At 47.7% G+C, this 22141-nt stretch carries 20 protein-coding genes; 18 read left to right on the forward strand and 2 right to left on the reverse strand.

Going from position 1 to position 22141, the window contains the following annotated elements; translation table 11 throughout:
• The first annotated feature begins 54 nt into the window (after window positions 1–54).
• From recA to ARB69_RS21045, 6 genes are all read left to right on the forward strand, one after another.
• The gene (recA, locus tag ARB69_RS21020) at window positions 55–1164 is read left to right on the forward strand and encodes a recombinase RecA (protein WP_050642549.1); all 1110 of its coding nucleotides are present in this window, start codon (window positions 55–57) and stop codon (window positions 1162–1164) included.
• 1 nt (window position 1165) lies between these two features.
• Window positions 1166–1780, forward strand: coding sequence for a regulatory protein RecX (locus ARB69_RS21025; protein ID WP_055154917.1), 615 nt, complete (start codon window positions 1166–1168; stop codon window positions 1778–1780).
• Window positions 1781–1872: 92 nt separating this feature from the next.
• Window positions 1873–3417, forward strand: a complete 1545-nt coding sequence (rny, locus tag ARB69_RS21030) for a ribonuclease Y (RefSeq protein WP_153921739.1) — start codon at window positions 1873–1875, stop codon at window positions 3415–3417.
• A gap of 395 nt (window positions 3418–3812) precedes the next feature.
• Complete coding sequence (locus ARB69_RS21035; RefSeq protein ID WP_050642546.1) at window positions 3813–5009, forward strand: pyridoxal phosphate-dependent aminotransferase; 1197 nt, start codon at window positions 3813–3815, stop codon at window positions 5007–5009.
• A 20-nt stretch (window positions 5010–5029) separates the two neighbouring features.
• Window positions 5030–5575 carry an NUDIX hydrolase gene (locus tag ARB69_RS21040; RefSeq protein ID WP_055154918.1) on the forward strand — a complete coding sequence of 182 codons (546 nt, stop codon included), beginning with the start codon at window positions 5030–5032 and terminating at the stop codon, window positions 5573–5575.
• Between the two features lie 51 nt (window positions 5576–5626).
• The gene (locus ARB69_RS21045) at window positions 5627–6166 is read left to right on the forward strand and encodes a hypothetical protein (protein WP_025657734.1); all 540 of its coding nucleotides are present in this window, start codon (window positions 5627–5629) and stop codon (window positions 6164–6166) included.
• Between the two features lie 801 nt (window positions 6167–6967).
• Here ARB69_RS21045 and ARB69_RS21060 read toward each other — a convergent pair.
• Window positions 6968–8281 (reverse strand): polysaccharide biosynthesis protein, encoded by a 1314-nt coding sequence (locus tag ARB69_RS21060; RefSeq protein WP_055154921.1) that lies wholly within the window; start codon window positions 8279–8281, stop codon window positions 6968–6970.
• A gap of 234 nt (window positions 8282–8515) precedes the next feature.
• Here ARB69_RS21060 and ARB69_RS21065 point away from each other — a divergent pair, with 234 nt between their 5' ends.
• The 10 genes from ARB69_RS21065 to gpmI all read left to right on the forward strand — a co-directional run bounded on the left by ARB69_RS21065 (window position 8516) and on the right by gpmI (window position 18879).
• Window positions 8516–8974, forward strand: a complete 459-nt coding sequence (locus ARB69_RS21065) for an RrF2 family transcriptional regulator (RefSeq protein ID WP_050642542.1) — start codon at window positions 8516–8518, stop codon at window positions 8972–8974.
• A 90-nt stretch (window positions 8975–9064) separates the two neighbouring features.
• Window positions 9065–10261 carry a cysteine desulfurase NifS gene (gene nifS / locus ARB69_RS21070; protein ID WP_055154922.1) on the forward strand — a complete coding sequence of 399 codons (1197 nt, stop codon included), beginning with the start codon at window positions 9065–9067 and terminating at the stop codon, window positions 10259–10261.
• 168 nt (window positions 10262–10429) lie between these two features.
• Window positions 10430–10873: a Fe-S cluster assembly scaffold protein NifU gene (gene nifU, locus ARB69_RS21075; RefSeq protein ID WP_050642540.1), complete on the forward strand. Its 444-nt coding sequence runs from the start codon at window positions 10430–10432 to the stop codon at window positions 10871–10873.
• A complete protein-coding gene (mnmA, locus tag ARB69_RS21080; RefSeq protein ID WP_050642539.1) occupies window positions 10873–11943 on the forward strand; it encodes a tRNA 2-thiouridine(34) synthase MnmA in 1071 nt (356 codons plus the stop codon). The genes nifU and mnmA overlap by 1 nt, the downstream gene beginning before the upstream one ends.
• A complete protein-coding gene (locus ARB69_RS21085; RefSeq protein WP_055154923.1) occupies window positions 11940–12758 on the forward strand; it encodes a histidinol-phosphatase HisJ family protein in 819 nt (272 codons plus the stop codon). The genes mnmA and ARB69_RS21085 overlap by 4 nt, the downstream gene beginning before the upstream one ends.
• A gap of 151 nt (window positions 12759–12909) precedes the next feature.
• Complete coding sequence (gene gap / locus ARB69_RS21090; protein WP_025657727.1) at window positions 12910–13923, forward strand: type I glyceraldehyde-3-phosphate dehydrogenase; 1014 nt, start codon at window positions 12910–12912, stop codon at window positions 13921–13923.
• Between the two features lie 160 nt (window positions 13924–14083).
• The gene (locus ARB69_RS21095) at window positions 14084–15277 is read left to right on the forward strand and encodes a phosphoglycerate kinase (RefSeq protein ID WP_050642537.1); all 1194 of its coding nucleotides are present in this window, start codon (window positions 14084–14086) and stop codon (window positions 15275–15277) included.
• A gap of 122 nt (window positions 15278–15399) precedes the next feature.
• Window positions 15400–16149, forward strand: a complete 750-nt coding sequence (tpiA, locus tag ARB69_RS21100) for a triose-phosphate isomerase (protein WP_050642536.1) — start codon at window positions 15400–15402, stop codon at window positions 16147–16149.
• Between the two features lie 294 nt (window positions 16150–16443).
• The gene (locus ARB69_RS21105; protein WP_055154924.1) at window positions 16444–17265 is read left to right on the forward strand and encodes an alpha/beta hydrolase; all 822 of its coding nucleotides are present in this window, start codon (window positions 16444–16446) and stop codon (window positions 17263–17265) included.
• A gap of 75 nt (window positions 17266–17340) precedes the next feature.
• Window positions 17341–18879 carry a 2,3-bisphosphoglycerate-independent phosphoglycerate mutase gene (gene gpmI, locus ARB69_RS21110; protein ID WP_055154925.1) on the forward strand — a complete coding sequence of 513 codons (1539 nt, stop codon included), beginning with the start codon at window positions 17341–17343 and terminating at the stop codon, window positions 18877–18879.
• 244 nt (window positions 18880–19123) lie between these two features.
• On the opposite strand, the gene ARB69_RS21120 is transcribed toward gpmI, so the two are convergent.
• Window positions 19124–20308, reverse strand: coding sequence for a winged helix DNA-binding domain-containing protein (locus ARB69_RS21120; RefSeq protein WP_055154927.1), 1185 nt, complete (start codon window positions 20306–20308; stop codon window positions 19124–19126).
• 318 nt (window positions 20309–20626) lie between these two features.
• On the opposite strand from ARB69_RS21120, the gene ARB69_RS21125 reads away from it, so the two are divergent.
• Both ARB69_RS21125 and ARB69_RS21130 read left to right on the forward strand, forming a co-directional pair.
• The gene (locus ARB69_RS21125) at window positions 20627–21130 is read left to right on the forward strand and encodes a GreA/GreB family elongation factor (protein ID WP_050642531.1); all 504 of its coding nucleotides are present in this window, start codon (window positions 20627–20629) and stop codon (window positions 21128–21130) included.
• Window positions 21131–21174: 44 nt separating this feature from the next.
• Window positions 21175–21822 carry an HAD family hydrolase gene (locus ARB69_RS21130; protein ID WP_050642807.1) on the forward strand — a complete coding sequence of 216 codons (648 nt, stop codon included), beginning with the start codon at window positions 21175–21177 and terminating at the stop codon, window positions 21820–21822.
• The last annotated feature ends 319 nt before the right edge of the window (window positions 21823–22141 follow it).

Genomic DNA, 22141 nt, shown 5'->3' on the forward strand with positions numbered 1-22141 from the left:
ATATTATTAGAAAACGAACAATTGTTCGAAAAGTGAGAAGGAGAGTACCGACATATGGCTAATGGAAATGAAGATAAGAAAAAAGCGCTGGATGCGGCGATTGCGAAGTTAGAGAAGGATTTTGGGAAAGGGACGGTTATGAAGCTCGGTGAACCGGGAGCCCATGTTGCGGTGGAGACGGTGCCGACGGGCTGCCTGAGCCTGGATCTGGCGCTGGGACTGGGCGGCGTGCCGAAGGGGCGTGTGATCGAAGTCTATGGACCGGAGTCCAGCGGTAAGACGACCGTTGCACTACATATGATTGCAGAAGTACAGAACAGGGGAGGGATTGCCGGGTTTATTGATGCGGAACATGCATTGGACCCTGTATATGCGAAGAGTATTGGTGTTGATATAGATGAACTTTATATTTCCCAGCCGGACAGCGGAGACCAGGCGCTTGAGATTACGGAGACAATGGTGCGTTCGGGTGCGATTGATATTATTGTTATTGACTCTGTGGCGGCTCTGGTGCCGAGACAGGAGATCGAAGGGGATATGGGTGACAGCCACGTGGGATTACAGGCGAGACTGATGTCACAGGCCCTGAGAAAGCTGACTCCCGTTATCAGTAAGTCTAACTGTGTTGTTATTTTCATCAACCAGCTGCGTGAGAAGGTGGGCGTGATGTTTGGAAATCCCGAGACAACAACGGGAGGACGTGCTCTGAAGTTCTATGCATCCGTCAGAATGGATGTCAGAAGGATCGAGACCCTGAAGCAGAGCGGCGAGATGGTCGGGAACCGTACGAGGATCAAGATTGTCAAGAATAAGATCGCGCCTCCATTTAAAGAGGCCGAATTTGATATCATGTTTGGAAAAGGGATCTCCAAGGAGGGGGATATTCTGGATCTGGCAGCAGGGATTGACCTGGTGAAGAAGAGCGGCGCATGGTATGCGTATGAAGGCGAGAAGATCGGACAGGGAAGAGAGAACGCCAAGGCATACCTCACAGAGCACCCGGAAGTGATGGAAGAGCTGGACCGCAAAGTGCGTGCCCACTATAAGCTGAACGGTGAAGGCGAGGAAGAAGCAGCGGAGGAACTGAAGCTGACAAAAAAGGCAAAGGACTCAAAAGCGCCCGAACCGGGAAAAACGGAAGTGAAAGCACCGGGGGAAGTATAGGATGACAGTTACAAAGCTGGATGCTGTAACGAAAACAAAGTCTAAAGTCTTTCTGGACGGCCGGTTCGCCTTTGTCTTATACAAGGGCGAACTGGCCCGTTATGGTATCAAAGAAGGAGCGCAGATCGAGGAAGAGAATTACAGTGAAGTTCTGGAAAAGGTCGTTATCAAGCGTGCCAAGTTAAGAGCCATGCATCTTCTGGAGGATATGGACCGCACCGAGTCCGGGCTCAGGGATAAGCTGAAACAGGGGTTATACCCGGAGGAAGCCATAGAAGCAGCATTGTCCTACGTGAAATCATTTGGATATCTTGATGATGAGCGGTATGCAAGACAATTTATAGAGAGCAGGAAGGCATCCAAAAGCAGGCGCGAGATTTATGCCCTGCTGTGCGGCAGGGGTGTGGCGCCTGACAAAATTGAGCTGGCATTTGAGGAATGCTTTGAATCCAACAGTGAAAAGGATGCAATCCGGCAGATTATCAGGAAGAAAAGGGTGATTCCGGCGGAGGCGACAGAGGAAGAAATGCGTAAATTATATGGCTATTTATCGCGAAAAGGGTTCCGTTATGACGACATCCGTCAAGTGATACAAAATAATGATGAGAATGCTTGACATAGTTGTGAAAACAGTATAAAATTTAACTGTTGTATTTTAAGCAAGAATGTACAATGAAAATTGAACAAGGAGGTGCTCCTGTGCCAACAATGATAAGTATTGTTATTGCTGTAGCCCTCGCGTTGATAGTTGGTATTATTACTCACTTTGTAACGATATCCAATCTCAGGAAGAATGCAGATTCCAAGATTGGCAATGCCGAAGCAAAGGCAAGAGAAATAATTGATGATGCCGTAAAGACTGCTGAGACAACGAAAAAAGAAGCTCTCTTAGAGGTGAAGGAAGAGTCGATCAAGACGAAGAATGACCTTGAAAAAGAGACAAAGGAAAGAAGAGCCGAATTGCAGCGTTATGAGAAAAGGGTGCTTGCAAAAGAAGAGGCCGTTGACAAACGGTCAGAGGCGATCGAACAGCGTGAAGTCAAATTTACAGCAAAAGAAGAGCAACTGAAGCAGCGTGAAGCAAAAGTAGAAGAACTTAGTCAGAAAAGAGTACAGGAACTAGAAAGAATCTCAGGACTTACCTCCGAACAAGCAAAAGAATATCTGTTGAAAACTGTTGAAGAAGATGTGAAGCATGACACAGCCAAGATGGTAAGAGAGCTGGAAACACAGGCAAAGGAAGATGCGGACAAGAAGGCCAAAGAGTACGTTGTCAATGCAATCCAGAGATGTGCGGCTGACCATGTGGCTGAGACTACAATTTCCGTAGTGCAGCTCCCAAGTGATGAGATGAAGGGAAGAATCATCGGCCGTGAGGGAAGGAATATCAGAACCCTCGAGACACTGACAGGTGTCGAGCTGATTATCGATGATACGCCGGAAGCGGTTGTATTGTCAGGATTTGACCCGATCAGAAGGGAAGTAGCAAGAATTGCCCTTGAGAGATTGATTGTGGATGGACGTATCCATCCTGCCAGAATCGAGGAGATGGTAGAAAAGGCACAAAAAGAAGTGGACACGATGATCCGGGAAGAAGGAGAGGCAGCGTCTCTGGAAGTTGGCGTGCCGGGAATCCATCCGGAATTGATTCGTCTGCTCGGACGAATGAAGTTCAGAACCAGTTATGGCCAGAATGCGCTTAAGCATTCTATAGAGGTTGCCCAGCTGTCAGGACTTCTGGCCGGTGAGATCGGCCTGGACGTCAGGATGGCGAAACGTGCCGGACTCCTGCACGATATCGGCAAGTCAATTGACCACGACGTGGAAGGTTCACATATTCAGATTGGCGCAGATCTTTGCAGAAAGTACAAAGAGTCTCCGACGGTAATCAATGCAGTGGAATCACATCATGGCGATGTAGAGCCTCAGACATTGATTGCATGCGTAGTTCAGGCGGCTGACACAATTTCTGCAGCAAGACCAGGTGCAAGAAGAGAAACAATTGAAACATACACAAACAGATTGAAACAATTAGAAGAAATATCAAACCAGTTTAAAGGTGTTGAAAAGTCTTTTGCTATTCAAGCAGGTAGAGAGATTCGAGTTATGGTAGTTCCGGACCAGGTATCTGATGATGACATGGTACTTATGGCCAGAGAAATTGCAAAACAGATTGAATTTGAGTTGGAATATCCAGGCCAGATTAAAGTAAATGTAATTCGCGAATCGCGTGTTACGGATTACGCGAAATAATTTATATCAGATCAAGTTTAGCCCTTGTCGTAAGACGAGGGCTTTTTTAGTGGAGGGAGGGCGCGCCGTCCCGCATTCCCTTCTCCTGCGCAGCGGCGCTGGGTGCATCCTGGCGGGAGGCGGCGGATGGGAGATTCAGAGGAAACTTGATTGGGTGGGGATAAGGAGGTATAGCTGAAGAGAGGGATGCGTGATGGGGATAAAAAGAAATGAAGGAGGAAAAAGAATAAATTGCAAAAATATGGATAAATTTGCGCAAAATGGTGTAAAAATAATGAATTAGGAATTCTATGGAAATATAACTTGCAAATACTGGGATCGTATATTATAATTAATAACCATAATGTGTTATTTATATTTTATATGTAGAATGTATGGAATTGGAGGATGTTAATATGTCACTTAGTTTATCAAGAAAGGCTGCGAGCGTGAAGCCTTCATCTACTTTGGCTATTACTGCGAAGGCAAAGGCTTTGAAGGCAGAGGGGATTGATATCGTTGGATTTGGAGCCGGCGAGCCGGATTATAATACTCCGGATAATATTAATGAGGCGGCTATCAGAGCCATTAAGGAAGGGTTTACGAAGTATACGCCCGCATCAGGAACTGTGGAACTGAAAAAGGCGGTTAGTGATAAGTTTAGAGAGTTTAATGGTCTTAACTACGAGCCAAATCAGATCGTGATCAGCAACGGGGGCAAGCATTCTCTGACAAATATTTTTGAAGTGCTTCTGAATCCGGGAGATGAAGTGATTATTCCTGCACCTTACTGGCTTACTTATCCGGAGATTGTGAAACTGGCTGATGGCGTTCCTGTATTTTTGTATGGCTCCAAGGATAATGGATATAAAGTAACTGCAAAGCAGATTCGTGAAGCTGTGACTGATAAGACAAAGGCTTTGATTTTAAATACTCCAAGCAACCCGACGGGCATGGTGTACTCAGAGGAAGAACTTCGTGCAATCGCTGAGATAGCTGTTGCAAAAGATTTTTATGTTGTAGCGGATGAGATGTATGAGTATCTTATCTATGATGGGAAGAAGCATGTGAGCATTGCTTCCCTTGGTGAAGAAATTTATAAAAGAACCATTACCTGCAGCGGAGTTTCCAAGAGCTATGCTATGACAGGCTGGAGAATCGGATATACAGGATCCGGCACAGAGATCGCCAAGATGATGGGCAGCGTGCAGTCCCATCAGACATCCAACCCGAATTCCATCGCGCAGAAAGCCGCATTAGAGGCACTGACAGGAGACCAGTCGGCGCTCGAAGAGATGAGGGTTGAATTTGATAAGAGAAGAAAATACATGTATGAGAGGATTTCGGCAATGCCGCTTCTGGATCTGCTGGAGCCGGAGGGAGCATTTTATGTGTTCGTAGATTTTACCAATGTCCTCGAAAAATCTTACAAGGGTCAAAAGATCGGTACTGCGGCAAAAGCAGCGGAGATTTTGATAGAAGATTATCAGGTGGCGGTTGTCCCCTGCGCTGATTTTGGGTTTGACAATTTTGTGCGTTTGTCTTATGCTATTTCTTTAGAAGCCATTGAAAAAGGGCTCGACAGAATAGAAAAGTTTGTGTCCTCACTGTAGGAACGAAAAAGGAGCATTTTATGAGCGGACAAATTAAAAGATTAAACCGGGAACTGAAGTTTAAAGGCAATATTATTGACTTTTACCAGGACACCATGGAGATTGACGGCGATCATACCGTGACCTGGGATTTTATCAAGCACAAGGGTGCGGCCGCGGTTGTGCCGGTCACCGATGACGGCAGAATCCTGATGGTGAAGCAGTACCGCAATGCGCTGGAACGTGATACACTGGAAGTCCCGGCCGGAGCCTTGGACAAAGAAGATGAGCCCGGGATTGTATGTGCAGGAAGGGAACTGGAGGAGGAAACAGGCTACCGGAGCGAGGATCTGGACTGGCTGATTACACTCCGTACAACAGTGGCGTTCTGCAATGAGAGAATCGAAGTCTACGTAGCCCGGAATCTGATTCCGTCAAAGCAGCATCTGGACGAGGATGAATTTATTGATTTGAAAGCTTATACAATAGAAGAATTAAAGGAAATGATTTTTACTGGTGAGATGCAGGATGCGAAGACTGTCTCCGCATTGCTTGCCTATGATTCGAAATACGGAAAAAGAGAATAAAAAAGAAACCCCGGCATATAATGAAATATCTTAGCAATAGGAGGAACGCCTGTGAAGATACTTCATACGAGGAAACAGCTGTTTGCTTTCTTCATGCCGGGTTTTTTATTAGGGATACTGTATGTGAATCTGATTATGAAGCAATATACAGCAGAACCTGGAATATTCAGCGACTATTTTTTAAAACAGTATCAGTCAGTCTCGATTGTGGCCGAGGAATACATATGGTATCTGATCAAGATTCGGGCCGTTCCGTTTCTCATCCTGCTGGGATTGGCATTCACAAAAATGCGGAAAGCGGCATCCATAGCATTTCTGGTATGGACGGGCTTTTCAAGCGGCATGCTCCTGTCAATGGCAGTTCTGAGCATGGGAATCAAGGGAAGTATCCTCTGTATCGTAGGAATCCTCCCCCAGTTCCTTCTCTATGTTCCAGCATACATGGTCATCATCTGGTACAGCTATACTTATCCCCAAAACAAATGGAATACACAGAAAAGTATATTTCTGGGACTCACCATGCTGGTGGGGATCATACTCGAAGCATACGTAAATCCTATACTTATGCAGGGGTATCTGGGGACTTTGTAGGCGGAGGGGCGCCCCGGGAACCGGACATAGGGGCAGCTGGAAACGGGTTATGGCTGTAAGCTGGAGTAGAGTAAAAAGGAAGGACAACAGAGGCAACCTGGCCACATCACCCGAAGCCCGATGGCTTCGCGCGCTGGGGCCAGGAATTTTTGTGATTCGGAATCACAAAAATTACCTCTGTTGTCCTTCCTTTTAACTCAACTCCAGCTAACAGCCATAAGACGCTTCCAGCTGCCCCTATGTCCGGTTCCCGGGGCTTGGCTCATCCGGTCAGAAGTGCCCCATGCCCCGGGAGGGCAACGCTGACGGGGGCGGTGGATCGTACTGGCGGCGCGGTAGATGTTGGTAAGGAAAGGCGCGGCCCTATATTAGCTTTCTTATGGATGCACCCTACGCTAACCCAATTCCATACGCTGCCCCCGTTAGAAATCCCTCCCTGGAAGCGATGTATACCTGCCGATTTGATGAAGCCAAGCCTGCCTGGGATGGGGAACGGATGCCTCGGGAAAAAAAGCAGCGGGGGCTGGGAGTATAGAGCGCATGGTTTAGAAGTCCTTACGCAAAAGGAACCGCCCATGAGGGATGAAAAGTGATTTACCAAATCACTTTTCAGTACAACCTAAGACGGGAAAGCATCAGGCTTTCCCGTTGCATGTTGTACGTGCCCTCATGGGCGGTTTCTTTTGCGTTAGGACTTCTCCATAAGCGGGGTACTCCCAGCCCCCGCTGCTTTTTTTCCCGAGGCATCCGTTCCCCATCCCAGGCAGGCGCCCCCTCATCCGCTCCCACGTCCCTCGCTCCCTATATTTCTTTTTTGAGTACGATTCCGGCGCAGATACTTACGATCAACTGGCTCGCCAGCATTCCCCAGAGGTATCCCTGGATTCCGAACAGAGGGATGGCTGCGAATACGCTGCCGATCCGGATGATCAGTCCGAGGGAGTTGATGAGGAAGGTGTAAGCCGTTTTGCCCAGGCCGTTGATGACGCTTAACAGGGCGGAGTTTGTGTATAAAAACGGGCACATCCAGGCCAGAGTGATGATGAATTTGCCAGCAGTGGAACTTCCGAACAGGACAGTGCCCATCCAATTACCAAGGACCAGGAAAATGAAACAGCAGCTCAGGCCCAGGATGAAACAGGATCCGGCCACTTTTTTTATGATGTTGACCATGTCATCCCGGTTGTCTGTAGTCTGTATCTCTGCAACCGTGGGCATGAGCATGATGGAGATCGAACTGGTGATGGCGGATGGAAACAGGATACAGGGCAGGGCCATACCGGTCAGGACACCGTAGATGCTGAGCGCTTCACTGGTAGAATGGTTGTATAGCTGCAGCCGTGCAGGGATCGAGATGGCCTCGATACTCTGCAAAAGGTTGATCAGTACCCGGTTGGCGGTCAGCGGCAGTGACAGGGGCATCAATTCTCTGAAACGATGGACAAAATCTGTATATGTAATATTCAGGTGCGACAGGACATGACTGCTTCGCGTCAGGGACTTGGCGGCGTACAGGGCGGAGAGCATTTCACCGATGACGAGGCCGAGGACTGCGATCGTGATTGTGACATCGTCTCCTTTTTTCATTAGAATTAAGTAGAACACATAGACAGAAATAATTCTGGTTACCTGTTCTACTACCTGGGAAAGGGCCGGGATTTTTGTTTCCTTCATGCCATAACAGTATCCGCAGATGCAGCTGTGAATGGCCGCAAACGGCAGTGCATAAGAGAGCGGAATCAGCAGAGGTTCACAGCGGGCGTCTCCCAGTAATTTTTCGGCTATGTAGGCTGCATTTCCCTGCAGGATTAAGACGCAGGCACAGGACAGCAGCACGGACAGGACGAGGCCGATCATGAGGATCTGCCGGGCTTCTTTTTTTCGGCCAAGGGAGACCTTCTGGGCGACCGTCCTGGATATGGCGGTTTCCAATCCTGCGGCGGTGAGCGCAAAACAGAGTGAATAGACCGGAAAAATAAGCTGGTACAGGCCGACGCCTTCTTCACCGAATGTATGGCTCAGAAAAATCCGATAGAAGAATCCCATAAACCGGCACAGAAATCCGGTTGCGGTTAGAATAAAGGTTCCGCGTATGATGGTTTGTTTTCTGGACAAGGGTATCTCCTAAAAAAACATATTTTTACAACATATTCCTGTTTCCGTCTTGACAGAACTGAAAACGGGTGGTATTCTACAAAAGAAGAAATCCTAGTAAATTACTAGGGAATAAAATGGTAGGGATTAAAGTACTAGGGATTAAAACACTAGGAATTATTTAAGGGCTCTGTGGAATGCTAACAGAGGACAGAATCGGGTTGGCGGAGTATGATTCAGTAAGAAGGTGATGATTTGAAATTATCTACAAAAGGAAGATATGGTCTGCGTGCGCTGATTGACCTTGCGCAGTACAGTGAGAATGAGCCGGTTTCCATTACAAACATTTCGGACAGGCAGGGAATATCCGAACGGTATCTGGAGCAGCTGATGTCTATGCTGAAAAAAGCGGGACTGGTCAAAAGTATCCGGGGCGCCGGCGGCGGTTATGTGTTGGCAAAGAATTTGGAAGAGATATCCGTGGGCGATGTTCTGCGGGCCCTCGAAGGCAGCCTGGAGCCGGTAGAGTGTTCGGGACTGCATCCCGAGGAGGGCTGCAAAGCAGCGGACAGCTGCGTTACTAAATATGTATGGCAGCGCATCAACGAGAGCATCAATCAGACGGTCGATGAGATAAAGCTCGCCCAGCTGGTCGAGGAAAGCAAGAAGATGGGGTGCCAGGACATACATGGACAGACCGGATGTAAGAATTGAGGATTTTTATAGTCCTGCGTAAATAGAACAGGATGACCGCAGACAAAAACCGGACCAGCCGGCTGATACTTATAAGGAGGATGTATAAGAATGAATAAACTGATTTATTTGGATAATGCTGCAACCACAAAGACAGCACCAGAGGTAGTGGAGGCGATGCTTCCTTATTTTACGGAATATTACGGCAACCCGTCCAGCGTTTATGGATTTGCAGCTGCCAATAAGGATGTGATTACAAGACAGAGAGAGATCATCGCAGAGGCGATCGGTGCAAAAGGGAACGAGATCTATTTTACCGCAGGCGGTTCGGAAGCGGATAACTGGGCGCTGAAAGCATCTGCGGAGGCTTATGCAGGAAAGGGCAGACATATTATTACAACGAAGATTGAACACCACGCTATACTCCACACGGCGGATTTCTTGAAGAAAAACGGATTTGACGTGACATACCTGGATGTAGACGAGGACGGTACCGTGAAGTTGGATGAGCTGAAAGCGGCCATTCGACCGGATACCATATTGATATCTGTGATGTTTGCGAACAATGAGATCGGTACAATTCAGCCCATACGCGAGATTGGTGAGATTGCACATGAGCACGGGATCCTGTTCCATACGGATGCGGTGCAGGCTTTCTGCCAGGTGCCGATTGACGTGGATGCCTGTCATATTGATATGCTCAGTGCCAGCGCCCATAAGCTGAACGGGCCGAAGGGCATTGGCTTCTTATATATTAGAAAAGGCGTGAAGATCCGCTCCTTTATTCACGGCGGCGCGCAGGAGAGAAAGCGCCGTGCGGGCACGGAAAATGTGCCGGGCATTGTCGGTTTTGGCAAGGCGGTGGAGCGTGCGGCAGGTTCGCTCAAAGAACGCACTGCAATAGAAACCGAGCTCAGAGACTATTTGATCGGAAGGATTGAAAAGGAGATACCTTACTGCAGGCTGAACGGCCACAGACAAAACAGGCTTCCGAATAATGTGAATTTTAGTTTTCGGTTTGTGGAAGGGGAATCTCTTTTGATCAAACTGGATATGAACGGGATCTGTGCATCCAGCGGTTCAGCCTGCACCTCAGGTTCTCTGGATCCGTCCCATGTGCTGCTTGCCATCGGGCTTCCCCATGAGATTGCACATGGCTCCCTGCGCATGACGCTGAGTGAGGAGACGACAAAAGAAGAGCTGGATTTTGTAGTAGAAAAGCTGAAAACTATCGTAGGGGAATTGCGAAATATGTCACCATTATATGAGGATTTTATAAAAAAACAAACGAGTACAGCACAGCACTAATCATTCAGCAATAAGCACCTGCTCTCTATGCCATAGCTGCACCTGTTTTCGCTGGACGTAGGAATTACTGCGCCGTCGCGAAAGCAGGCACAACTATGACGCAGATATCAGGCACTTATTACTGAAAGATGAATGCACTGCGGTACCGGATAATAGGAGGAAGAATATATGTATTCAGAAAAGGTAATGGATCACTTTGAACATCCAAGAAATGTAGGGGAAATAGAAGGTGCAAGCGGAGTCGGCACCGTGGGAAATGCAAAATGCGGGGACATCATGCGGATTTATCTGGATATTGATGAAAACCAGATTATCCGTGACGTCAAGTTTAAGACTTTTGGCTGCGGTGCAGCGGTTGCGACAAGCAGTATGGCAACAGAACTGGTGAAGGGGAAGAATATCCAGGAGGCAATGCAGATTACGAACAAGGCGGTTATGGAAGCCCTGGACGGACTGCCGCCGGTGAAGGTGCACTGCTCCCTGCTGGCAGAGGAGGCAATCCATGCCGCGCTCTGGGATTATGCCGAGAAGAATGATATTAAGATAGAAGGGCTGGAAAAGCCAAAGTCAGATATCCATGAGGGTGAGGAAGAAGAGGAAGAGGAGTATTAATGAGCAAAGTAGTAGTCGGAATGTCCGGGGGAGTTGACTCCTCGGTAGCGGCCTATCTTCTGAAGGAACAGGGATACGACGTCATCGGAGTGACGATGCAGATCTGGCAGGATGAGGAGCGGGCTGTTCAGGAAGAAAACGGCGGATGCTGCGGCCTGAGCGCCGTGGACGATGCCAGGAGGGTGGCTGCGGATCTGGGGATTCCATATTATGTGATGAATTTTAAGCAGGAATTCAAAGAGCATGTGATTGATTATTTTGTGGATGAATACCGTAACGGCAGGACACCCAACCCCTGTATCGCCTGTAATCGGTACGTGAAGTGGGAGGCTTTGCTACACAGGAGCCTGGCGATCGGGGCGGAGTACATTGCTACCGGCCATTATGCCAGGATAGTGAAACTGGACAATGGACGTTTTACACTGATGCGTTCCGCGACTCTTGCAAAGGATCAGACCTATGCGCTTTATAATCTGACCCAGGAACAGCTGAAACACACGCTGATGCCAGTGGGAGAATACACAAAGGATGAGGTGCGCCGGATTGCCGAAAAAATCGGCCTTATGGTTGCAAACAAGCCGGACAGCCAGGATATCTGTTTTGTTCCTGACGGTGATTATGCATCTTATATAGAAGAAACAGCAGGAATCAGGATGCCGGAGGGGAATTTTGTGAGCAGTGACGGCCGTGTGCTGGGACGGCACAAAGGCATTACCCACTATACGGTTGGACAACGAAAAGGTCTGGGGCTTGCCCTGGGATATCCCGCCTTTGTGCTGGAGATCCGCCCAAAGACCAATGAAGTGGTGATCGGTACAAACGAAGAGTCCCTGACCCATACGCTTCGGGCAGGAACGCTGAACTTTATGTCTGTAGAAGATTTGACGGAACCTTTACGAGTTTTTACAAAAATACGCTATAACCATAAGGGGGCATGGTGTATAATAGAGAAAACGGGAGACGATGAGGTGCTCTGCACTTTCGAGGAGCCGCAGCGGGCGGTGACTCCCGGACAGGCTGTCGTATTTTACGACGGCGAATACGTACTCGGCGGAGGGACCATTTTATGATAACCAGTGATTTTCACATGCATACTAACTTTTCGATTGACAGCGACATTTCTCCCAGGGACATGATAGAGGGCGCCCTGGCAAAGGGATTGACGACAATCTGTATAACGGACCATAACGACAAAGACTATCCGGTTCACGAGGATATTGGAATGGAGGGGTCCCTTTTCGAATTAGACAGATATTTTCAGGAACTGGGCTCGCTCAGGGAAGAATATGCGGACAGGATTGATGTGCGCATCGGGATTGAAATTGGGCTGCAGCCTCATCTGGGAGAATACTATAAAGAATTAGTCAGTCAATATCCCTTCGATTTTGTGATCGGTTCTGTCCATGTGGTAAACGGGGAAGATCCGTATTATCAGAAAATGTTTGAAACACGGACGGATGAAGACGCATACAGAGAGACATTTGAGGTAACACTGGAAGATATAGAGTCCGTGCAGGACTTTGATGTGCTGGGACATATTGATTATGTTGTGCGCTATGGAAAAAAACAGGCGCAGGAATACAGTTACCGGAAGTATGCGGATATTCTGGACGAGATCCTGAAAAAAGTGATTTCCATGGGGAAGGGGATCGAGATGAATATGGCCGGATTCAAGTACGGTCTCGGCTTCTGCCATCCGCATCCGGATGTGATCAGGCGGTACAGGGAGCTCGGCGGAGAGGTGATCACAATCGGCGCCGACGGGCACCGGCCGGAACACATTGCCTACGATTTTCAGAAGGCAGGGGACATCCTGAAGGGCTGCGGCTTTAAATACTACACAGAATTTAAGTCCAGAACGCCGATTTTTCAACAACTTCCATAAAAATATATTTAGCACTTGAATTTTTGTTCTTGATTTAGTACAATAAACCGTAGTTGATGAATCTTTAACAAACTTGAGGTTTGCTGAAGGTTTCACAATATAATGACTGTGTAACAGTTAACAACTTTCAAAACTTTAGGAGGAATTAATCATGGCAGTAAAAGTAGCGATTAATGGATTTGGACGTATTGGACGTCTCGCATTCAGACAGATGTTCGGAACAGAAGGGTATGAAGTAGTTGCAATCAACGACTTAACATCTCCGAAAATGTTGGCTCACTTATTAAAATATGACTCAACACAGGGAAAATATGCACTTGCTGACAAAGTAACAGCTGGTGAGGACTCCATCACAGTAGACGGAAAAGAAATCAAAATCTATGCTAAAGCTAACGCTGAAGAACTTCCATGGGGAGAGATTGGTGTAGACGTAGTTCTGGAGTGTACAGGCTTCTATACATCAAAAGCAAAAGCAGAGGCTCACATCAAAGCAGGCGCTAAGAAAGTAGTCATCTCTGCTCCGGCTGGAAATGACCTTCCTACAATCGTATATAATGTTAACCACGAGGAGCTGACAAAAGAGGACAACATCATCTCAGCAGCTTCCTGTACAACAAACTGTCTGGCACCGATGGCAAAAGCACTGAACGATCTTGCTGAGATCAAGACAGGTATCATGTGCACAATCCATGCTTACACAGGCGACCAGATGACACTTGACGGACCTCAGAGAAAAGGCGATCTGAGAAGATCACGTGCAGCTGCAGTGAATATCGTTCCTAACAGCACAGGCGCAGCTAAGGCAATCGGCCTTGTTATCCCGGCACTGAACGGCAAGCTGATCGGAGCTGCTCAGCGTGTTCCTACCCCGACAGGATCCACAACAATCCTGACAGCAGTAGTTGAAGGAACAGTAACAGTAGATCAGATCAACGAAGCTATGAAAGCTGCTTCCAACGAGTCTTTCGGATACAACACAGATGAGATCGTATCCAGCGACATCGTAGGAATGAACTATGGTTCTTTATTTGATGCTACTCAGACAATGGTACTGCCTCTGGACAACGGAACAACACAGGTACAGGTTGTATCCTGGTATGACAATGAGAATTCTTACACAAGCCAGATGGTAAGAACAATCAAATACTTTGGAACATTACTGTAAGTCGGTATTTCGGAAAATATAATCGGCAGATTAATTTCTAAAAAATAGACTCACAAAGGGTCCGGTCTTATATAGGGCCGGATCCTTTTTTTCATGAATTATAGGGGATAGTGTGACTGCTCTATCCCTAGAAGGTAATTATTAAACAGGAGGCAATAAGATGCTCAACAAAAAATCAGTAGACGATATTAATGTTAAGGGTAAAAAAGTTCTTGTAAGATGCGATTTTAATGTACCATTGATTGACGGAAAGATCACAGACGAGAACCGTCTTGTGGCTGCACTGCCGACGATTAAAAAGCTGGTGGCAGACGGCGGTAAAGTGATCCTTTGTTCCCACCTGGGCAAGCCGAAGGGACAGCCTCTTCCGGAATTATCACTTGCACCGGTCGCTGTCAGATTATCCGAACTGCTCGGACAGGAAGTAAAATTCGCAGCAGATCCTGAGGTTGTAGGACCAAATGCAAAGGCAGCAGTAGAGGCAATGAATGACGGAGACATCGTCCTTCTCGAGAATACCCGCTACAGAGCAGAAGAGACAAAGAACGGCGAAGCTTTCAGCAAAGATCTGGCATCTCTTTGCGATGTTTTTGTAAACGATGCATTCGGAACAGCACATAGGGCACACTGTTCAAACGTTGGTGTTACACAGTTTGTAGAGACCGCAGTAGTAGGATACTTAATGCAGAAAGAAATAGATTTCCTGGGCAATGCAGTAGAGAATCCGGCGAGACCTTTTGTTGCAATTCTTGGCGGCGCTAAGGTTTCCAGTAAGATTTCCGTTATCGAGAACCTTTTGGACAAGGTTGACACCCTGATCATCGGGGGCGGAATGTCTTACACATTCAGCAAGGCTCAGGGCGGAAGCGTCGGCAAATCTCTTCTGGAAGAAGATTACTGCCAGTACGCGCTGGATATGATCAAAAAAGCAGAGGAAAAGGGCGTGAAGCTTCTTCTGCCGGTTGACAATGTGATCGCAGATGATTTCTCCAATGATGCAAATACGAAAGTGGTAGGACGCGGAGAGATCCCGGATGGCTGGGAAGGACTGGATATCGGACCTGAGACTGCTAAATTATATGCAGACGAAGTGAAGAGTGCAAAGACTGTTGTCTGGAACGGACCAATGGGATGCTTCGAGATGCCGAACTTTGCGGCAGGAACAGAGGCAGTGGCAAAGGCGCTTTCAGAGACAGATGCAGTGACAATCATCGGCGGTGGTGATTCCGCAGCTGCAGTTAACCAGCTGGGATACGGCGACAAGATGACACACATCTCTACAGGCGGCGGAGCTTCCCTGGAATTCCTTGAAGGAAAAGAGCTTCCGGGCGTAGCGGCAGCAAACGACAAATAAAGGATCTATATTCCGGCAGGTTCGGAATTGACAATACCACGCAGGGCATCCATAACACATGTCCTGTGGGCCGGGCTGCGGCAAAGCAGCAGAACAAATGAACGATAAAAGGAGACCATATCATGTCAAGAAAGAAAATCATCGCAGGTAACTGGAAAATGAACAAGACTCCAAGTGAGGCAGTAGCTTTGGTTGAGGAGTTAAAACCATTAGTGGCAAACGAAGAGGTTGACGTAGTTTTCTGTGTGCCGGCTATTGATATCGTACCGGTTGTAGAGGCTTCTAAGGGAAGCAATATTCAGGTTGGCGCGGAGAATATGTATTTTGAGGAGAGCGGCGCTTACACAGGCGAGATCTCTCCGGCTATGCTTGTTGATGCAGGGGTAAGATACGTTGTTCTCGGACATTCCGAGAGAAGAGAATACTTCGGTGAGACAAACGAAGACGTTAACAAAAAAGTGCTGAAAGCATTTGAGCACGGTATCACACCTATCATGTGCTGCGGTGAGACACTGGAGCAGAGAGAACAGGGCGTGACCATGGATTTTATCCGCCAGCAGGTTAAGGTTGGGCTCCAGAATGTTACTGCTGACCAGGCTAAGACCGCAGTGATCGCTTACGAGCCGATCTGGGCAATTGGAACAGGAAAGACTGCTACAACAGAGCAGGCTCAGGAAGTATGTGCAGGAATCCGTGCATGCATCGCTGAAGTTTATGATCAGGCTACAGCAGAGGCAATCCGTATTCAGTACGGCGGATCTGTAAATGCTGCAACAGCTCCGGAATTATTTGCACAGGCTGATATCGACGGAGGACTTGTGGGCGGTGCATCTCTGAAAGCAGATTTCGGTAAGATTGTCAACTATAAATAATTCGCAAGTGCAGATATTTGGCTACTATTCACGGGGCCGTGTACCTTGCTACACGGCATCCGAGCCAATAAAGTGATGGGGCCTGGCATCTGGCTCCTCGCTGCAGGCGATTTTAAATGAGTCAGATGCCGTTACTATGCGCGGCCCATAGGCCGTGAATAGTAACGATAATTGCGGTACTGGCTGTCGTATGAGGACGGATACCGCAGGGAAGGGAATCGTGGGGAGCGCAGGGAAAGCTCGCCACGATTTTCTTGCGATAGGGGAGATCACGCACAAAGCAGGAGGCTGAATATGCAGTATGAAGTAATTCCGATCCGGGCGGACGGATCCGCTGAGGATACAAAGTTTTATGCATATATTTTAAAGAGCTCTATGGATTTTCAAGGGGATGTTTACCGTCCCATGGTGATTCTCTGTCCTGGCGGCGGATATGAGATGACCAGTGACAGAGAAGCTGAACCGATTGCCATGCGTCTTTTGAGTATGGGCTATCATGTGGGTATTCTGCGGTATTCCGTGGCGCCTGCGCGGTTTCCGACTGCGCTGCTGGAGCTGGCAGAGGTGATGAAGCTGCTGCACACAAACTGCGAAAAATGGCACGTAGATACGGACAAGATCTTTATACAGGGTTCGTCGGCAGGCGGACATCTGGCCGCCAGTCTGGGGGTATTCTGGAATCAGCCGTTTCTGTGTGAATTGTCGGGGACAACTCCGGAGATACTGAAACCATGTGGAATGATTCTGTGTTACCCGGTGATCACATCGGAAGAAGAATACGCCCATGAGGGCAGCTTCAGGAGCCTGCTGGGAAACCGGTATGAAGAACTGAAGGACAGGGTTTCCGTTGAGAAGCAGGTGACATCCGCTGCACCTCCATGTTTTATATGGCATACATTTACAGATGAGACCGTGCCGGTAGAAAATGCGCTACTCTTCGTTCAGGCGCTCAGGAAGGCAGGGGTGTCCACGGAATTTCATATGTATTCTGCCGGTGAGCACGGGCTTTCCCTGGGGGACCAAACGAGCGCAAGGGCGGATGGCAGCATGATCTGCGAACCGGTGCAGTCCTGGATCCATCTGCTTGAGACCTGGCTGAAGGGGATGACAGATTAGATTTGCAAAATCCGGAGAAACAAGGTACAATAGGTTCCGGAATACAGAAATTAGTTAACAATGAAGGAGAATAATATGAGCAAAAAACCAACGGTATTAATGATATTGGATGGATATGGATTAAATGACAATACGAACGGTAATGCGGTAGCAGAGGGCAGAACCCCTGTCATGGATAAACTGATGGCAGAGTGCCCCTTTGTGAAAGGAAATGCGAGCGGTCTGGCGGTAGGCCTTCCCGACGGCCAGATGGGAAATTCAGAAGTAGGACACCTCAACATGGGCGCAGGAAGAATTGTATATCAGGATCTGACGAAGATTACAAAAGCAATCCAGGACGGCGATTTTTTTGAAAACAAGGCGCTTCTTGCGGCTTGTGAGAATGTAAAAAAGAATGGCTCGGCCCTGCATATGTTCGGCCTTGTCTCAGACGGCGGCGTACACAGCCACAATGAGCATATCTACGGTCTGCTGGAGCTTGCTAAGAAACAGGGCATCGAAAAATTATATGTACACTGTTTCCTGGACGGCCGAGACACGCCTCCCGCATCCGGCAAGGACTATGTAGAACAGTTGGAAGCAAAGATGAAAGAGATCGGTATCGGGGAAGTTGCAAGCGTGATGGGACGCTACTATGCAATGGACAGAGACAACCGTTGGGACAGAGTGGAAAAGGCATATAAAGCCCTTGTAAACGGAGAGGGAGAGACTGCGGCATCGGGTCCGGAAGGAATCCAGGCATCTTATGATGCAGATAAAACAGACGAATTCGTCCTTCCGACGGTTGTCATGAAGGATGGTGCTCCGGTTGCAACGATCAAAGATAACGATTCCGTGATCTTCTTCAATTTCCGTCCTGACCGTGCAAGAGAAATCACAAGAACATTCTGTGATGACAACTTTGAGGGATTTGACAGAGGCCCGCGCATTAAGACGGTATTCGTTTGTTTCACTGACTACGATGTGACAATTGGAAATAAACTGGTAGCCTTTGGAAAGGATGAGATCACCAATACATTCGGGGAGTTCCTGGCTAAGAACCACATGACGCAGGCGCGTATTGCCGAGACCGAAAAATATGCACATGTTACCTTCTTCTTCAACGGCGGCGTTGAGGAACCAAACGAGGGGGAAGACAGAATCCTTGTAAAATCCCCGAAGGTTGCAACCTATGACCTGAAACCAGAGATGAGCGCTTATGAAGTATGTGATAAGCTGGTGGATGCAATCAAATCCGGCAAATACGATGTGATAATCATCAACTTTGCAAATCCTGACATGGTAGGACACACGGGAGTTGAAGCCGCTGCCGTGAAAGCGATTGAGGCAGTGGATGAATGTGTGGGTAAAGCGGTAGATGCCGTCAAAGAAGTCAATGGCCAGATGTTTATCTGCGCAGATCATGGGAATGCAGAACAGCTGATTGATCAGGAGACAGGCGAGCCGTTCACTGCGCACACGACGAATCCGGTGCCGTTCATATTAGTCAATGCAGACCCGGCATACAGCCTCAGAGAGGGCGGATGCCTGGCGGATATCGCACCAACACTTATCGAAATGATGGGGATGGAGCAGCCTCAGGAAATGACTGGGGAATCTTTGCTTGTAAGATAAGGACGCCTGCCGTGGAACCGGACGGGGACGCGTCGGAAAGGGGCAGCTGCAGGTCTTTGGAAGGGCATACATGTCATTTCAAAGGCCTGCGGCTGCCCCTTTCTGGCGCGTCCCCGCCCGGTTCCACGGCAGGCTGGCTCATCCGGCAGGATAGTTTAGGGCATTTTTGGCTGGGGGCTGGAGCGGGGGAGGCAGATGTTTTTGGATGGACAGGGATGGATTTTTGTTGGGGGAGGTTTTGGAATTAATCGTTATCGTCCAGGGATGTTAGTTTTAGCTGGCGAAAGTTGGCGTATTTTTCGGCTTCTTGCTGTAGGATGGTGCGGCAGGGGAGGGGGGACCATTGGGTTATTTTTATTTCCATGGCGCTGCCTTTTTTTCGGCTTGTCCAGATTCCTATGATTTCGCCGCGGTATACGATGACTCCGGGATTGGAGACATATTTCCATATGTTTTTGTGCAGGGATTTGTCCGGCAGGAGTATGGATCTGTCACGTTGATCAAGGAACGGATCGTGGGCTCCCAGGAGGAGCAGTTCTCTTTCGAGAGGAAGGGGATTGATAAGCTGTTCTTTATCTTCGGACAGAATAAATGCTTTTTTTTCTGCGATTTTGACCGGTTCTATTTCCTCTTTAACGGAATCCCACAGGCGTTTTCCCTGTGTTCTGGAGCAGCCCAGCCAGCTCACAAAGGAATCGAGCGTTGCGGGGCCATAACAGTGCAGGAACTTTCTCACCAATTTTTTTGCCGCATCGCCGTTGGACTGAAGTGTGTGTCCGGACCAGTTTTTGTAGGAAGTAAAAGAGGGGCTGATCCCGCTGCGTTTCCCAAATACAACCAGTCCGTGAAAGGAACAAGGCCTCAGCAGAAACGAAACGACAGCGCCGCCTACCGTCTGCTTGTCTGGATTCCCATACATAGAGGGATGGTTCCATAATTCCTGTTTACAGGCAGGCAGCAGGGGCAGCATCCATTCAGCCAGAGTCTGATCCAGCGAAGTCTTACTCACGATCACGCAGCCATCCAGTCCCGGTATGACGCGCAGCAGCAATCCGAGCAGTTCCTCAAAAGGAATCCCCAAATAATCAAGGGCCAGTCCAATCCCCTGGGTATAAATCCATGGTTCATCCTCCTGGGGAAGCAGTTCGGAAAGAAAAACATCACTTTCTGAAGCAGGAAAAATAAAAGGCGCCCCGCGAAAACTCCAGGCCTGCAGAAGCCGCCGTTTCATGTAAAGCAATTCCTCCAAATCCTCTAACCGGCATTCCGAAACACGATTAAAAAGCGAAGTTTCCCAGCTCCCCGGAGGTGAATTCTGAATCCCACAGGCACCAGCCAGAGCCTCCGCATCCTCTATTCCATAAAAACAATCCAAATGATGCCCCCGCAGCCTAAAAATCCGAGCCTGTTCCACACAAATCTCAGTCATTCAAAATCATCTCCCTATCAAATACTTAAATTCATTATATCACATAACCAAGGGCCAATAACTATTCATACAGAAACAAATATAAGTCAATTACATCAATCCCCATTAATTAAGCAGCTGGAATAATGACCATTATTATTAAGATACAACGTGTGCTGCATTTATAACTACAAGCTAAGATAATAAACCAATCCACCCAACTAACTAAACGGCTGACGCCCCTTCGCACCAAAAAGTAAAATTTTTGTTTAACCCTCCTGTATTTTAGTGTATAATTATTTGGTATCTATTTAATTTTTGAAAGAGGATGAAATACCAATGTATGATAAATTAACCAAGAGTGACGTTAAGAAGATCCAGGAGGAGATTGAACACCGGAAGTTGGTCGTGCGCCGTGAGGCTATCGAAGCTGTGAAGGAAGCGCGGGCCCACGGGGATCTGAGTGAGAATTTTGAGTACCATGCTGCAAAGAAGGATAAAAATAAGAATGAGAGCCGTATCCGTTATCTGGAAAGAATGCTAAAGACTGCCGTGATTGTGGATGATACTTCCCGCGACGATGAAGTCGGTATTAATAATACGGTAGAGGTCTACTGTGAAGATGACGATGAGGTAGAAACGTACCGGCTGGTTACATCGGTGCGAGGCAGTTCGATAAACGGCCTGATTAGTATCGAATCTCCGATAGGGAAAGCAATACTGGGCCGCAGGGTGAACGATAGGGTATATGTGAAGGTGAATGAGGACTACGGGTATTATGTGGTGATACGCAGTATCCTTAATACACAGAACGACGAAGAGGATAAGATAAGAAGCTTCTAAAAAGGGTTAGAAATGCGGGTTTCCGCATAGTGGAGGACTGAATGATGGAGATTAAGACAGTTTTGTTTGACCTGGATGGTACTTTGACGGATTCCGGGCCGGGAATTATGGCAGGGGTACAGTACGCACTGAAAAAATATGGAATGGAAGTAGATGACCTTTCCAGGCTGCGCTGTTTTATCGGGCCTCCTCTTAAGGAACAATTTCGGGAATTTTGTGGGTTTTCCGAGGAGGAAGGAGCCCGGGCGGTGGAGTATTACCGGGAATATTACCGGGATAAGGGAATTTTTGAAAATGAAGTCTATGATGGCATACCGGAACTACTGCAGGAATTAAAGGCTGCTGGCCTGAAGGTTATAATGGCAACCTCGAAGCCTGAAACATTTGCGGTTACGATTGCAGAACATTTTGGAATCAGCAGGTATTTTGATTTTATCGGCGGCAGCCTTATGGATGGAAGTCGGACAAAAAAGTCGGAAGTCATTGAGTATGTTCTGGATGAAGCGGGAGTTTATGAACGGAGCACTGTGCTGATGATCGGAGATCGGGATTATGATATTCTGGGGGCAAAAGAGGCCGGCGTACATTCAATGGGAGTTTTATACGGCTACGGTTCACGGGAAGAACTAATGGCGGCGGGGGCGGACTTTATCGTGGAGGAGCCTCAGGATGCTCTTAGATATATCGTATAATGCCGTATATATTCCCAAATGAGCCATTGGAAATTCAAAAATACCAAGCATTGCATAAATAGAAGTAATTCATTATACTATAGTTATGATACTGATGTTTCATGATAGTTGATGAGGTGCCATATGGAATTTGTAAGAAAAATTGTTGATGCAAGTAGTCTAATGAAAATAGAATAATCTGTGTAATAAAGTCTGCCATTATGTAATGAAGGCAGACTTTATTGCTTGTTACTATTCACAGTCGATTAGGGCATGACAAATAGAGCGGGTGTCATTTCCGCTTGATTTTTCATATTTGAATCGACTTTCAAAGAGGAGG

This window comes from Faecalicatena contorta, from assembly GCF_001404335.1.
Lineage (GTDB): Bacteria > Bacillota > Clostridia > Lachnospirales > Lachnospiraceae > Faecalicatena > Faecalicatena contortus_B.

What these genes read in the sequence shown, in the direction of transcription:
- recA (WP_050642549.1), top strand. Translation starts at nt 55, where the DNA reads ATGGCTAATGGAAATGAAGATAAGAAAAAAGCGCTGGATGCGGCGATT.
- ARB69_RS21025 (WP_055154917.1), top strand. Translation starts at nt 1,166, where the DNA reads ATGACAGTTACAAAGCTGGATGCTGTAACGAAAACAAAGTCTAAAGTC.
- rny (WP_153921739.1), top strand. Translation starts at nt 1,873, where the DNA reads ATGATAAGTATTGTTATTGCTGTAGCCCTCGCGTTGATAGTTGGTATT.
- ARB69_RS21035 (WP_050642546.1), top strand. Translation starts at nt 3,813, where the DNA reads ATGTCACTTAGTTTATCAAGAAAGGCTGCGAGCGTGAAGCCTTCATCT.
- ARB69_RS21040 (WP_055154918.1), top strand. Translation starts at nt 5,030, where the DNA reads ATGAGCGGACAAATTAAAAGATTAAACCGGGAACTGAAGTTTAAAGGC.
- nifS (WP_055154922.1), top strand. Translation starts at nt 9,065, where the DNA reads ATGAATAAACTGATTTATTTGGATAATGCTGCAACCACAAAGACAGCA.
- nifU (WP_050642540.1), top strand. Translation starts at nt 10,430, where the DNA reads ATGTATTCAGAAAAGGTAATGGATCACTTTGAACATCCAAGAAATGTA.
- mnmA (WP_050642539.1), top strand. Translation starts at nt 10,873, where the DNA reads ATGAGCAAAGTAGTAGTCGGAATGTCCGGGGGAGTTGACTCCTCGGTA.
- ARB69_RS21085 (WP_055154923.1), top strand. Translation starts at nt 11,940, where the DNA reads ATGATAACCAGTGATTTTCACATGCATACTAACTTTTCGATTGACAGC.
- gap (WP_025657727.1), top strand. Translation starts at nt 12,910, where the DNA reads ATGGCAGTAAAAGTAGCGATTAATGGATTTGGACGTATTGGACGTCTC.
- ARB69_RS21095 (WP_050642537.1), top strand. Translation starts at nt 14,084, where the DNA reads ATGCTCAACAAAAAATCAGTAGACGATATTAATGTTAAGGGTAAAAAA.
- tpiA (WP_050642536.1), top strand. Translation starts at nt 15,400, where the DNA reads ATGTCAAGAAAGAAAATCATCGCAGGTAACTGGAAAATGAACAAGACT.
- ARB69_RS21105 (WP_055154924.1), top strand. Translation starts at nt 16,444, where the DNA reads ATGCAGTATGAAGTAATTCCGATCCGGGCGGACGGATCCGCTGAGGAT.
- gpmI (WP_055154925.1), top strand. Translation starts at nt 17,341, where the DNA reads ATGAGCAAAAAACCAACGGTATTAATGATATTGGATGGATATGGATTA.
- ARB69_RS21120 (WP_055154927.1), bottom strand. Translation starts at nt 20,308, where the DNA reads ATGACTGAGATTTGTGTGGAACAGGCTCGGATTTTTAGGCTGCGGGGG.
- ARB69_RS21125 (WP_050642531.1), top strand. Translation starts at nt 20,627, where the DNA reads ATGTATGATAAATTAACCAAGAGTGACGTTAAGAAGATCCAGGAGGAG.
- ARB69_RS21130 (WP_050642807.1), top strand. Translation starts at nt 21,175, where the DNA reads ATGGAGATTAAGACAGTTTTGTTTGACCTGGATGGTACTTTGACGGAT.